The following is an 11,640-nucleotide window of genomic DNA, read 5'->3' as shown; positions in this document are numbered from 1 at the left end:
ACCGCAAAGAAGCCCACTCATGAATCTTCGCAACATCGCCATCATCGCCCACGTCGACCACGGCAAGACGACCCTGGTCGACCGCCTCCTTCAGCAATCCGGCACCTATCGCGAGAACCAGAAGGTGACTGAGCGCGCCATGGACTCCAACGATCTGGAGCGCGAGCGCGGCATCACCATTCTGGCCAAGGCGGCCTCGGTGCAGTGGAAGGACACCCGCATCAACATCGTCGATACCCCAGGCCACGCCGATTTCGGCGGCGAGGTCGAGCGCATCCTCAACATGGTGGACGGCGCGCTGGTGCTGGTCGACGCCGCCGAGGGGCCGCTGCCGCAGACCAAATTCGTGGTCTCCAAGGCGCTCAAGGTCGGTTTGAAGCCGATCGTCGTGATCAACAAGGTTGACCGTCCCGACGCGCGGGCAACCGAAGTCATCAACGAGGTGTTCGACCTGTTCGCGGCGCTCGACGCCAGCGAGGAGCAGCTCGACTTCCCGATCCTCTACGGGTCGGCCAAGCAAGGCTGGATGGCCGAGAGCCCGGACGGGTCGCAGGAAGCCGGCATGCAGCCGCTGTTCGACCTGATCGTGCGCCATGTCGCGCCGCCGACCGTCGAGGAAGGCCCGTTCCGCATGATCGGCACCATTCTGGAAGCCAACCCCTATCTCGGCCGCATCATCACCGGCCGTATTTCCTCAGGCTCGATCAAGCCGAACCAGGCCGTGAAGGTGCTGGGCGCCGACGGCAAGATGATCGAGCAGGGCCGCATCACCAAGATCCTCGCCTTCCGCGGCATCGAGCGCACTCCTCTCGACGAAGCCGAGGCAGGCGACATCGTCGCCATCGCCGGCCTGACCAAGGGCACCGTCGCCGACACCTTCTGCGATCCGTCGGTCGACACCCCGCTGGTGGCGCAGCCGATCGACCCCCCGACCGTGTCGATGTCCTTCATCGTCAACAACTCGCCGCTCGCCGGCACCGAAGGCGACAAGGTCACCAGCCGCATGATCCGCGACCGCCTGCTGCGCGAGTCCGAGGGCAACGTTGCGCTGCGGGTCGTCGAAGCCTCTGACAAGGACGCAATGGAAGTTTCAGGCCGTGGCGAATTGCAGCTCGCGATCCTGATCGAGACCATGCGCCGCGAGGGCTTCGAGCTTTCGGTGTCGCGTCCGCGTGTCGTATTTCAGAAGGACGAGGCCACCGGCGCCACCCTCGAGCCGATCGAGGAAGTCGTCATCGACGTCGACGAGGAGCATTCCGGTGTCGTCGTGCAGAAGATGAGCGAGCGCAAGTCCGAGCTGATCGAGATGAAGCCGTCCGGCGGCAACCGTCTGCGGCTGGTGTTCTACGCGCCGACCCGCGGCCTGATCGGCTACCAGGGCGAGCTGCTCACCGATACCCGCGGCACCGCGATCATGAACCGTCTGTTCCACGGCTACGCGCCGTACAAGGGCGAGATCCAGGGCCGCCGCAACGGCGTGCTGATCTCCAACGACCAGGGCGAAGCGGTGGCTTACGCCATGTTCAAGCTGGAAGATCGCGGCCCGATGATGATCGAGCCGGGCTGGAAGGTCTACAAGGGCATGATCGTCGGCGAGCATACCCGCGACAACGACCTCGAGATCAACGTGCTCAAGGGCAAGCAGCTCACCAACATCCGAACCACGTCGAAGGACGAAGCGGTGCGCCTGACCCCGCCGATCCGCATGACGCTGGAAAAGGCGCTGGCCTATATCGAGGACGACGAGCTGGTGGAGATCACGCCGAAGTCGATCCGCCTGCGCAAGCGGCACCTCGACCCGAACGAGCGCAAGCGCGCGGAAAAATCCAAGGAAGCGGTGGCTTAAGGCCACTCGGACACACGACGAATGCGTCATGGCCGGGCTTGTCCCGGCCATCCACGTCTTCGATACTGGTGTCAATGACGTGGATGCCCGGGACAAGCCCGGGCATGACGATGAAATTGACCGCTATGTCCCTCCCCTCCTCCGTCGACGTCGCGATCATCGGTGCGGGCGCCGCCGGCCTCGGCGCGGCGCATGCGCTGGCAGGCTCCGGCCTCTCCGTGATCGTGCTCGAGGCGCGTAACCGGCTCGGTGGCCGGGCCTGGACGGTGCAGGCCTCGCCCGAAGTCACCTTCGACGTCGGCTGCGGTTGGCTGCATTCGGCGGACAACAACTCCTTCGTCGCGATTGCAAAGCAGCTCGATTTCGAGGTCAACAAGGACCTCCCGCCCTGGCGCGAGCGCGCCTATGGCGACGCGTTTCCGAAAGCCGAGCGCGATGATTTCATGCACGCCATGGACGCCTTCTATCAGCGGCTGTGGGAGACCGCCCAGAAGGGCCAGGATGTCCCCGCGAGCTTCAGCCTGGAGCCCGGCAATCGCTGGAACCCCATGATCGACGCGATCTCGACCTACATTAACGGCTGCGAACTGAAGGACATGTCGACGCTGGACTGGGACGCCTACGAGGACAGCGACCTCAACTGGCGCGTCCGCCGCGGCTACGGCGCGCTGATCGCGGCCTATGGCGCGCCCTGCCTGGTGGCGCTGAACTGCAACGTCACGCTGATCGATCATTCCGGCCAGCGCATCCGCATCGAGACATCGCAGGGCACGCTGACCGCGGACAAGGTGATCGTCACCGTGCCGACCAATCTGATCGCCAATGAGGCGATCCGCTTCTCGCCACCTCTCCCCGCCAAGGTCGACGCCGCGGCCGGCCTGCCGCTCGGTGTCGATGACAAGGTGACGCTGGCGCTCGACGATGCCGAAGCCTTCCCGAAGGAAGGTAATTTGCGCGGCGCCACGATGCGCACTGACATGGGCACCTATCATATCCGCCCGTTCGGCCAGCCCTGCATCGAAGGCTTTTTCGGCGGCAGCTTTGCACGCGAACTGGAAGACGCGGGCGACGGCGCCATTGCCGCCCAAAGCATCGAGGAGATCGCAGGCTTCCTCGGCAACGACATCAGGCGAAAGCTGAAGCCGCTCTACGAGTCGCGCTGGGCCCACGACCCCTTCGCGAGAGGCTCCTACTCGCACGCCCTGCCCGGCCACGCCGGTGACCGCGCCGTGCTGGCGGCACCGACCGATGGGCGGCTGTTCTTTGCGGGAGAAGCGACGTCGCCGAACTTTTTCTCGACGGCGCATGGGGCGCGGGACTCAGGGGAGCGGGCGGCGAGGGAAGTGCTGGGCGTTCTGGGCAAACCGTAACCGCACGCTCGTCATTGCGAGCGCAGCGAAGCAATCCAGAATCTTTCCGCAGCGACACGGATCGCTTCGCTGCGCTCGCAATGACGAATTACTCGATCATTCGTGCTCGCAAATCGGCGTCAGGCACGAAGCACGCATCGTACTTGCCAAATATGCGGTAACGGTTGCGCGCAATGAGGCTATACACCGGGTCGCGCAACGCTTTCGGGACGGCAAACAACGCACGCACCCAGCCCCAGCCGGGAAGCTGCGACAGCACCGTCAGCGCAGCGTCCGACTTCATGAACACCTCGCCGCCGTGAATGACGGCATTGGTGTCGGGATCAGCGGGATCGATGCCGAACGTGCGCGCGAGCCGGGCGCCATAGTCGGACTGGATCGGCGTGAAGCGAAACCTCTTCCCCGTGTCGCGCGCGGCGACGAAGCGGACCCAGCGCGAGCAAAAAATGCAGACGCCGTCGAAGAGGATCACGTCGTCGTCAGGCCATTTTGGCATCAGCGATTGTCCAACATCAAAAGCGCAACAAGCATCAGCACGATCGCCGGCCCCGTCTTCACCAGTGCGCCGAGCGGCTCGATCCAAAGGTCCGGCGTCAGGATCGCGGCACCCAACATATAGCCCAGCGAAGCCAGGATGCCTGCAACGAGCCCGAGCGCAGCGGTGCGACGGAACGCGATCAACACGCCGATGCTCATATCCATCAGGCTGGTGGCGATGGTGATGGGATCGACGAGCGCCGAGGGAAAGTTGTGCGCACTCAGGATGCCAGCAGCGGCGCGATAGGACACGAACAGCGCGATGAAACCGGAGACGCACCAGAACGCGACAAGGCTCGCGAAGATCAGCGTCTTCACCAAAAACAGCCGCGCGAACCATTTGTCCTGGATCGTGGCGGGGTGGCGCCCGACCGTCTGAGCCAGTGATTTCGGCACGATGCCCGTGGCGGCGATCCACGCCGAGGGATCGCCGGTGACGCCGCGGCGCAGCTCGGCGATGGCCGTGGAGCGCATCGGCGGTATCCAGCCGAGATAGTTGGCGACATCGCCGCCTTTCGCGCCGAGATCGAGCACGAAGGACGGCATCGCGACGCGCGACCAGCCGGCCGTACCGAACGCGATACGGAACTGCTTGATGACGCCAGCCATTGTAATCGGTTCGACCTGCATCAGGTCCCAGTTCACGGCCTTCACCGATGCGTCGTCGATATCGCGCGCGGCAAGCCAGGCAATGGTGGCGGAAATATCCTCGACAGCAACGGGCTGGAACGGCGTCGCCATCTCCTTCTCCGGCAGGTCGAGCGGGGAGGCCGCAAGCGTGCGGAGCATCGCGCTGCCGCCATAGGCCGACGGCGCGACCACGAAACCGGGCCGCAGGATGGCGTGGGGAGTGCCGGAAGCCGCGATCAAACGTTCGGCCTCACGCTTCGTCGTTGCGAACGCGGTTCGATCCTCGCCGGCGGTCCCGGGAATCGAGATGTGCACAAACCGGATCGCACGGCCGCTGCCGCCAATCGCCTGAAGCAATCGTATGACGAGATCGCGATGCACCGCGTTGGTATCGCTGCCGGGGCCGTCCTGGAGCACGCCGAGGCAGTTCACGACGACATCGACCGCGTGCTCACCAAGGAGGCGCGTCAGAGCCGCCGCATCGAGGGAGAGGATCGGCAGCTCGATGGCCAGCGCGCTCATCTTCTGCGCCACCGACAGGCTGCGCGCCACCCCGATCACGCGAAATCCATGCGCGCGAAGATCGTCGGTGACGTAGCGGCCGATCAGGCCGGAGGCGCCGAGCACGAGAATGGTTCGCTGGCTCATGACCTTCCTCAAAACGGTTTTGCGATCATCAGCCAGAGGATCAGCATCGTGGCCCCGAAGCCGGGGAAACCGAACGCGAACCAGCGGCGAAACAGGACGAAATAGCGCTCCGGAAGCGCGCCACGCTGCTCGGCGGCCTTCCGCGCGAGATCGCGCATCTCGATCTGCATGAAGATCACGGGGATCCAGAACAAGCCAGCAATTGCATAGAGCGCAAGGGAGGCGAGCAGCCAGCGCTCGGCGACCGACGTTGCCGAGAGCATCATCAGCAGGCCGCCCGTGACCGGCTGGAGGATCACGGCGGACAACGTGAAGATCGCGTCGGCGATCACGACTACCGAAGCGGTGCGCGCGATGAACGCCACGTCGTTCGTGCTATGTGCCATCAGCATGAAGAAGGCAATGCCGGTTCCGGTGCCGAGGATGACGATAGCTCCGAGCACGTGCAGATATTTGATGAGGAAATACAGCGTCATGGCTTCTTGGTCACCACGGGCTTGGGCAGGCTCAACCCACGCGCAAGCTCGGCACTCGCGGCTTTGACGCCTGCCTCGGTTTCGATCATCCAGTGGCCCTCGCTACCGACGGCCGGCGTCGTTCGGAAGTCGACCTTGCCACCGCCGCCGCGAAACGCATCGACCAACGCAAGCGAAAATGCCGGTGCAAAGTAGCTGTCATTGGCGGCAACGAGCCATGTGATGGGGATGCGCGCGGCCTTGCCGAATTCAGCCGCCGCGGCGAGAAGCGTATGCGGCGCGCAGATCCGGTTCGGCTCGTCATTGGCATGGCCGCCGCGGCCCGGCGCAATGGCGATGATGGCGGAGATCGCCTTCGGATCGGCATTCGCGAGCGCCAGCGCGCCCCAACCGCCGGCGGAATGGCCGATCACGATCGCGGCGTCCTTGCGGATAAAATCCTGCTTTCGCAAATAGTCCAGCGCGAGCGCGATTTCGTCGGCCGTTGCGCGGCCCGAGCGCGCGTAGTCCGCCTCGTCGCAGCCGCCCTGGTCCTCGACATAGCGGCCACCGGTCGCACCATGGCCGAGCCGTTCGGGCACCAGCACGGCGAAGCCGCGCGCGATGAGGAATGCCGTGAGTGCGCGATATTCCGGCTGTGGCGTTTGCGCGCGCCGCAAGCCATTTTGCGTCGAAGCATGCGCGATCACCGCAAGCCGGAACGGGCCGGCACCCGGCGGGCGAAACAGCTGGGCATGAGCGGAGATGTCGGTATCCGGCGACGGCACGCGCCATTGCTGACGGCGAAACGGATCGCCCTCCGCTCCGGACGAACCAAACGTGACCTGAGCGCACACGGGCGGCGCGGTCAGCAAGGCCAACAGAGCCAGGAGCACGAGAATGTTGAGGAGCCGCATGAATGGCCGGAGGCGAGAAACTGCGACGGTCACACTAGTAGGAACAGATCAATATCGGCAGACTTTCTGCGTTGCCGTTGCCGTTCATTCGTTGCCGCAAAGCAGTATTGCACCGGCGCAGAGCACCCCGGTGCCATTCAGATCGGCGTCTTGTCTTTTTTCGGTACAACATGGTTCAAATACTGATGCAGAAAGTCCACACGTTAACCGATAATTAACGATAGGTCTTGCCGCCGGCGCGGCGACTTGGTTTGATCACGTCCATGAGCACAACCCTGATCGAGGTCCGGCCGGCCAAAGCCGCAGATGCAACTGCGGTGGCGTCCACCCATGACGAAGCCTGGCGCTCCGCCTATCAGGGCATCATTCCCGGCGCCGAACTGGAGAAGTTGATCAACCGCCGCGGTCCGCAATGGTGGGACAGCGCGATCCGCAAGGGCAGCCGCGTCAGCGTGCTGGTGTTCGGCGACAAGATCGCAGGCTACGCCAATTACGGCCGCAACCGCGCCCGCAGCCTGCATTTCGACGGTGAGGTCTACGAACTCTATCTGCGTCCCGAATTCCAGGGCCTGGGCTTTGGTCGCCGCCTGTTCACCGCGGCCCGCCGCGACCTGATGCAGAGCGGCCTGAAGAGCATGGTGGTGTGGGCGCTCTCGGACAACGATCCGGCCACCGAGTTCTACCGCGCCTTGGGCGGCCGCATGGTGGCGCGGTCCTCGGAGCGTTTCGGGCCGAAGTCGCTCGACAAGGTTGCCTTCGCTTGGACCAATTGAGCTGCTGAAGTCCCGCCGGCAGCGTTTTCCTTCCGTCGATACCGCTGCCTTGAGCCGGTGATCGCCGGAGTCATTATTTCACAAAAACGCGATGGATCAGCGGGCCAAGCCCGCGTATGACAGCGCCAAAATCGCTGCCGGGTGCGATTTAACCTCGGCAACAACGGAGCCTTGAATGCGTATCGATGCGGTCTCGATCGGGAAAAACGTCCCTCACGACGTCAACGTCATCATCGAAGTCCCCGTGGGCGGCGAACCGATCAAGTACGAGATGGACAAGGAAGCCGGCACGCTGGTGGTTGACCGCTTCCTCTACACGCCGATGCGTTACCCCGGGAACTACGGCTTCATTCCGCACACGCTGTCCGACGACGGCGATCCCTGCGACGTCCTCATCATCAACACCCGCGCCATCATTCCCGGCGCGGTCATGAGCGTGCGCCCGGTCGGCGTGCTGTTCATGGAAGACGAAGCCGGCGGCGACGAGAAGATTCTTGCGGTGCCGTCGTCGAAGCTGACGCAGCGCTATGACAAGGTGAAATCGTATTCCGACCTGCCGGACATCACGCTCCAGCAGATCCAGCACTTCTTCGAGCACTACAAGGATCTCGAACCCGGCAAGTGGGTGAAGATCCTGCGCTGGGGCGGCCCCGAAGATGCGCACAAGCTGATCCTCGAAGGCATCGATCGCGAGAAAAAGAAGAAGGCCTGAGCTCTGCTCCCTCGCCCCGCTTGCGGGGCGAGGTGAACTACACCGCCGGCTTCCGCAGCCCTGCAATCGCGCAGGCCGCGCGCAACGTGTTCACGAGCAGGCAGGCGACTGTCATCTGACCGACGCCGCCCGGTACCGGCGTGATGGCGCCAGCCACGGCGAGCGCTTCCTGATAGGCAACATCGCCGACGAGACGCGTCTTGCCGTCGTTCCTCGGAATCCGGTTGATGCCGACGTCGATCACGGTCGCCCCCGGCTTCAGCCAGTCGCCGCGCACCATCTCGGACTTTCCGACGGCGGCATAGACGAGGTCTGCGCGCCTCACGAGCCCGGGCAGGTCACGCGAGCGCGAATGCGCGATGGTCACCGTGGCGTTCTCGTTCAGCAACAGCTGCACCAGCGGTCGGCCGACGAGGTTGGAGCGGCCGATGACGATGGCGTTCATGCCTTCAAGCGAAGCATGCACGCTCTTGGTCAAAATGATGCAGCCGAGCGGCGTGCAGGGCGACAGCGCCTCGAAACCGCCGGCGAGGCGGCCGGCATTGTTCGGATGCAGCCCGTCGACATCCTTGCCGGGGTCGATGGCATTGACGACCGCCGCGGTATTGAGGCCCTTGGGCAGCGGTAGTTGCACCAGAATACCGTGCACGGCGGGATCGCGGTTGAGTTTTGCGACCAGCGCCAGGAGATCTGCTTGCGAGACGTCGGCCGGCAGCTTGTGCTCGAACGAGGCCATGCCGGCGGCCTGGGTCTGGGTGTGTTTCGACCGGACATAGACCTCGCTCGCCGGGTCGCTTCCGACCAGGACCACCGCAAGGCCCGGAACCAGATTGTGCTCGCGCTTGACGCGTGCGACCTCGTCGGCGACGCGGGCGCGAAGTTCTGCGGCGGTGACTTTTCCGTCGATGATCTTGGCGGTCATGTCAGTTCCCTCAGTCTGTCGATTTGGCTGATGCGAGCTGGCGCAGGGCTTCGCCGAGCCGCGCCGGATCGCCGTCGACCGCGATCTGCTTCAGCCGCGAGGTCGCTCCCGACAGGAGTTTGACGCTGGCCTTGGGCACGCCCAACGATTTCGCCAGCAGCACCAGAACGGCCTTGTTGGCCTCGCCGCCATCTGCGATAGCGCGCACTCGCACCTTGAGCACGCTGCGGCCATCGGAGAGCTGCTCGATCCCGTCGATGTCGTCGCGGACGCCGCGCGGCGTCACCCGCAGCGCGATGCTGATACCTGCGGCCCCGTAACGCCAAGGTTCCTTGATGACAAGGTTCTTTGGCAACCCAGGGCGCTCCAGCTTGCTTAGATCACGTTCGGGTAGATGTAATACAGGATCACCCGCTCGATGAACATGATGAGCAGGATCAGGATGATCGGCGAGATGTCGAGGCCGCCGAGGCTGGGCAGGAAATTGCAGATCGGAGCCAGGACCGGCTCGGTGATTCGGTACAGGAACTCCGCCACCGCCGAAACGAACTGGTTGCGGGTGTTCACGACGTTGAAGGCGATCAGCCAGGACAGGATCGCGGACGCGATCAGCAGCCAGACGTAGAGGTCGAGCACGATGATGACGATGTCGAGAACGGCACGCATGGCTTTTGAAGACTCTGACTTTTGAAAATTCTGGCTGCGGTCGGGATTGACGCCTGCTGCTAGATATCGGTTCCCCCCGGTCCAAACAAGGGAAGTCGGTGCCGGGATGGCTAAAACCGGGTTACACCCGTCCTTGACTTGACCTTGGCGGGGACTTAAATGGCGCCCGGTTGTCGGCCGCATTGACCAGAGCGGCCTACAAAAGGGGCCATAGCTCAGCTGGGAGAGCGCGTCGTTCGCAATGACGAGGTCGGCGGTTCGATCCCGCCTGGCTCCACCACGCTTCGCCCTTCGGGCTACGCGTGGCGCAGCCGCGCGGAGCTCGAGGGGCGAAGCGTAGTGTCCGGCGTAGCCCGCAGGGCGAAGACGGACTGCCCCTTAAGCTTCCCTACTTCCCCGTAAACCTTGGCGGCCGCTTCTCCATGAAGCTCGCGACTCCTCCCGGAAATCGCTGCCGTTCAGCGCCACCATCATGTCCCGATTGGCTTCGATCGTCGCCTCCGCCAGCGTCTGGAACGGCACCTCGTAGAGCTGCCGCTTGATCACGGCCATCGCGCTCGGCGAGACGAAATCGGCGAGGTCGCGCGCATAGGCATAGGTCTCCTCGCGCAGCTTCTCGGGCGAGCAGAGCCGATTCACCAGCCCCATCCGCAGCGCCTCGTCCTCGAAACGCGGCGCGCCGAGAGCAACAGATCCATCGCGTTGGCGTGGCCGACGATTCGCGGCAGCATCCAGCTGATGCCGTGCTCGGCGATCAGACCACGCCGGGCGAAGGCGGTGGTGAACACGGTGTTGTCGGCGGCAAAGCGCAGGTCGCAATAGAGCGCGTGGACGAGGCCGATGCCGGCGGTCGCTCCATTGAGCATGGCGATGACAGGCTTTCCGATCGACGGGTAGAAGCCATAGCGCGTCTGCCAGTCCGGCCGCCGGTTCATGTCGAAGGGCGGCAGGTTCGACGCGCGCCTGACATCATCGGGGTCGAGCCCCTTCAATGCGTCCATGTCGGCACCGGCGCAGAAGGCGCGGCCCGCGCCGGTGATCACGATGACGCGGACATTGTCATCGGCGCTCGATGCTTCCATCGCATGGCGCACGTCGCGCTCCATGATCGGCGTCCACGCATTCATGCGATCGGGACGGTTGAGCGTGATGGTCGCGACCTTGTCGCTGACCTCATAGAGAATGTGTTCGTAAGCCATGGTGCTCTCCCTTTGTTTGCCGGCGCAGTTTCGCGCGCGCTCGTTGACATGAGCCTAGCATATCAAGGGATGAGACAAGGGCTTGTGCCAACGGCCTGGGAGGGCGCGATCACTCGGCGGCTTGCGCCAGCAACGGTCGACGCGCCAGCCAGCCGTCGATGAATTGATCAAGCCAGGCCCGTTCCGCGGCATCGTAGACGGCACGGTCCGCGAAGTGATGATGCCGCTGCCGCGCGCCGGGCGCGCTGAGACCGTCATAGCCGCGCGTGGTCCAGCAATGCATCATGGCGTAGGTCACGTCAGGATGAAACTGCACGCCGAAAGCGTTGCCGGTGCGGAACGCCTGCACCGGAAAATCATCGCCTTCGGCAAGCAGTTCAGCGCCAACCGGCAGCTCGAAGCCTTCGCGATGCCAGTGATAGACCCGTGCCGGCCAATTCGGGCAGAGCCCGTGTCCCGCGGGTGTCGGGCGGATCGGGTAGTAGCCGATCTGGGTCAGCGCATCGGCATGCGGCGCGACGCGGGCTCCTAACTGCTTCGCGAGCATCTGCGCGCCGAGGCAGATGCCGAGGAACGGCCGCTGTTCGCGGAGCGGAATTTCGATCCAGTCGATCTCGCGGCGGATGTAGTCGTCGGGATCATTGGCGCTCATCGGACCGCCGAAGACCACAGCGCCGGCATGCTGGTCGAGGGTCTCAGGCAGCGGATCGCCGAGGCGGGGACGGCGGATGTCGAGGCGGTGGCCAAGGGCGCGCAGCGCATTGCCGACGCGGCCGGGCGTCGAGGATTCCTGATGCAGGATGATCAGAACCGGCAACCGGGTTTCGAAGGCGGCGACATCAGGCGTCCTTCTGGGGAAGGGCACCACATCTGCGCCACCAAATCTGTCCGTCCGGAACGACATGGTCTTTGCGACTGCTATCGGTTCTGACCGCCAGCATAACTAAGCGATCGTTAATTTCGTG

12 protein-coding genes, 1 tRNA gene and 1 pseudogene are annotated in these 11,640 nt (G+C 64.2%); 5 read left to right on the top strand and 9 right to left on the bottom strand.

The window, feature by feature from the left end; genetic code table 11:
• The first annotated feature begins 19 nt into the window (after positions 1-19).
• Together typA and AB3L03_RS18095 are read left to right on the top strand one after the other, a co-directional pair.
• Positions 20-1,846 carry a translational GTPase TypA gene (gene typA / locus AB3L03_RS18100; RefSeq protein ID WP_085348520.1) on the top strand — a complete coding sequence of 609 codons (1,827 nt, stop codon included), beginning with the start codon at positions 20-22 and terminating at the stop codon, positions 1,844-1,846.
• A gap of 125 nt (positions 1,847-1,971) precedes the next feature.
• Positions 1,972-3,216 (top strand): NAD(P)/FAD-dependent oxidoreductase, encoded by a 1,245-nt coding sequence (locus AB3L03_RS18095; protein WP_085348536.1) that lies wholly within the window; start codon positions 1,972-1,974, stop codon positions 3,214-3,216.
• 88 nt (positions 3,217-3,304) lie between these two features.
• Here the strand turns inward: AB3L03_RS18095 and AB3L03_RS18090 are convergent, their stop codons facing one another.
• The 4 genes from AB3L03_RS18090 to AB3L03_RS18075 are packed head-to-tail and all read right to left on the bottom strand — an operon-like array spanning position 3,305 to position 6,403.
• Positions 3,305-3,712, bottom strand: a complete 408-nt coding sequence (locus AB3L03_RS18090; RefSeq protein ID WP_368508998.1) for a thiol-disulfide oxidoreductase DCC family protein — start codon at positions 3,710-3,712, stop codon at positions 3,305-3,307.
• Positions 3,712-5,031, bottom strand: a complete 1,320-nt coding sequence (locus tag AB3L03_RS18085; protein ID WP_368508997.1) for an SDR family oxidoreductase — start codon at positions 5,029-5,031, stop codon at positions 3,712-3,714. The genes AB3L03_RS18090 and AB3L03_RS18085 overlap by 1 nt, the downstream gene beginning before the upstream one ends.
• A gap of 8 nt (positions 5,032-5,039) precedes the next feature.
• Entirely contained in the window at positions 5,040-5,507 is a 468-nt protein-coding gene (locus AB3L03_RS18080; RefSeq protein WP_368508996.1) for a DUF2269 family protein, read from the bottom strand.
• Complete coding sequence (locus AB3L03_RS18075; RefSeq protein ID WP_368508995.1) at positions 5,504-6,403, bottom strand: dienelactone hydrolase family protein; 900 nt, start codon at positions 6,401-6,403, stop codon at positions 5,504-5,506. The genes AB3L03_RS18080 and AB3L03_RS18075 overlap by 4 nt, the downstream gene beginning before the upstream one ends.
• A gap of 263 nt (positions 6,404-6,666) precedes the next feature.
• Between AB3L03_RS18075 and AB3L03_RS18070 the strand changes: the two genes are divergently transcribed.
• On the top strand, positions 6,667-7,176 hold the full coding sequence (locus AB3L03_RS18070) for a GNAT family N-acetyltransferase (RefSeq protein ID WP_007598725.1): 510 nt from the start codon (positions 6,667-6,669) through the stop codon (positions 7,174-7,176).
• A gap of 175 nt (positions 7,177-7,351) precedes the next feature.
• Positions 7,352-7,888 carry an inorganic diphosphatase gene (ppa, locus tag AB3L03_RS18065; protein ID WP_007604168.1) on the top strand — a complete coding sequence of 179 codons (537 nt, stop codon included), beginning with the start codon at positions 7,352-7,354 and terminating at the stop codon, positions 7,886-7,888.
• A 37-nt stretch (positions 7,889-7,925) separates the two neighbouring features.
• Here the strand turns inward: ppa and AB3L03_RS18060 are convergent, their stop codons facing one another.
• Genes AB3L03_RS18060 through AB3L03_RS18050 form a run of 3 tightly spaced genes read right to left on the bottom strand, consistent with a single transcriptional unit; the run spans position 7,926 to position 9,476 of the window.
• Positions 7,926-8,810, bottom strand: coding sequence for a bifunctional methylenetetrahydrofolate dehydrogenase/methenyltetrahydrofolate cyclohydrolase (locus AB3L03_RS18060; protein ID WP_368508994.1), 885 nt, complete (start codon positions 8,808-8,810; stop codon positions 7,926-7,928).
• A 10-nt stretch (positions 8,811-8,820) separates the two neighbouring features.
• The gene (locus AB3L03_RS18055; RefSeq protein WP_018459744.1) at positions 8,821-9,165 is read right to left on the bottom strand and encodes a DUF167 domain-containing protein; all 345 of its coding nucleotides are present in this window, start codon (positions 9,163-9,165) and stop codon (positions 8,821-8,823) included.
• Between the two features lie 20 nt (positions 9,166-9,185).
• Positions 9,186-9,476, bottom strand: coding sequence for a YggT family protein (locus AB3L03_RS18050; RefSeq protein ID WP_368508993.1), 291 nt, complete (start codon positions 9,474-9,476; stop codon positions 9,186-9,188).
• Positions 9,477-9,680: 204 nt separating this feature from the next.
• On the opposite strand from AB3L03_RS18050, the gene AB3L03_RS18045 reads away from it, so the two are divergent.
• A tRNA-Ala gene (locus tag AB3L03_RS18045) sits at positions 9,681-9,756 on the top strand.
• Positions 9,757-9,864: 108 nt separating this feature from the next.
• On the opposite strand, the pseudogene AB3L03_RS18040 reads toward AB3L03_RS18045, so the two are convergent.
• Both AB3L03_RS18040 and AB3L03_RS18035 read right to left on the bottom strand, forming a co-directional pair.
• Positions 9,865-10,675: pseudogene (locus AB3L03_RS18040) on the bottom strand (enoyl-CoA hydratase).
• 109 nt (positions 10,676-10,784) lie between these two features.
• Positions 10,785-11,579 (bottom strand): glutamine amidotransferase, encoded by a 795-nt coding sequence (locus tag AB3L03_RS18035; protein ID WP_026233871.1) that lies wholly within the window; start codon positions 11,577-11,579, stop codon positions 10,785-10,787.
• Positions 11,580-11,640: the final 61 nt, after the last annotated feature.

Origin of the sequence: Bradyrhizobium lupini, from assembly GCF_040939785.1 — a bacterium.
Lineage (GTDB): Bacteria > Pseudomonadota > Alphaproteobacteria > Rhizobiales > Xanthobacteraceae > Bradyrhizobium > Bradyrhizobium canariense_D.
The sequence above is the reverse complement of the archived record's forward strand: the minus strand, read 5'-3'. Positions and strand labels throughout refer to the sequence as shown.

Bases quoted from the DNA above. Each gene is read 5' to 3' on its own strand.
- typA (WP_085348520.1), top strand. From the start codon at position 20: ATGAATCTTCGCAACATCGCCATCATCGCCCACGTCGACCACGGCAAG.
- AB3L03_RS18095 (WP_085348536.1), top strand. From the start codon at position 1,972: ATGTCCCTCCCCTCCTCCGTCGACGTCGCGATCATCGGTGCGGGCGCC.
- AB3L03_RS18090 (WP_368508998.1), bottom strand. From the start codon at position 3,712: ATGCCAAAATGGCCTGACGACGACGTGATCCTCTTCGACGGCGTCTGC.
- AB3L03_RS18085 (WP_368508997.1), bottom strand. From the start codon at position 5,031: ATGAGCCAGCGAACCATTCTCGTGCTCGGCGCCTCCGGCCTGATCGGC.
- AB3L03_RS18080 (WP_368508996.1), bottom strand. From the start codon at position 5,507: ATGACGCTGTATTTCCTCATCAAATATCTGCACGTGCTCGGAGCTATC.
- AB3L03_RS18075 (WP_368508995.1), bottom strand. From the start codon at position 6,403: ATGCGGCTCCTCAACATTCTCGTGCTCCTGGCTCTGTTGGCCTTGCTG.
- AB3L03_RS18070 (WP_007598725.1), top strand. From the start codon at position 6,667: ATGAGCACAACCCTGATCGAGGTCCGGCCGGCCAAAGCCGCAGATGCA.
- ppa (WP_007604168.1), top strand. From the start codon at position 7,352: ATGCGTATCGATGCGGTCTCGATCGGGAAAAACGTCCCTCACGACGTC.
- AB3L03_RS18060 (WP_368508994.1), bottom strand. From the start codon at position 8,810: ATGACCGCCAAGATCATCGACGGAAAAGTCACCGCCGCAGAACTTCGC.
- AB3L03_RS18050 (WP_368508993.1), bottom strand. From the start codon at position 9,476: ATGCGTGCCGTTCTCGACATCGTCATCATCGTGCTCGACCTCTACGTC.
- AB3L03_RS18035 (WP_026233871.1), bottom strand. From the start codon at position 11,579: ATGTCGTTCCGGACGGACAGATTTGGTGGCGCAGATGTGGTGCCCTTC.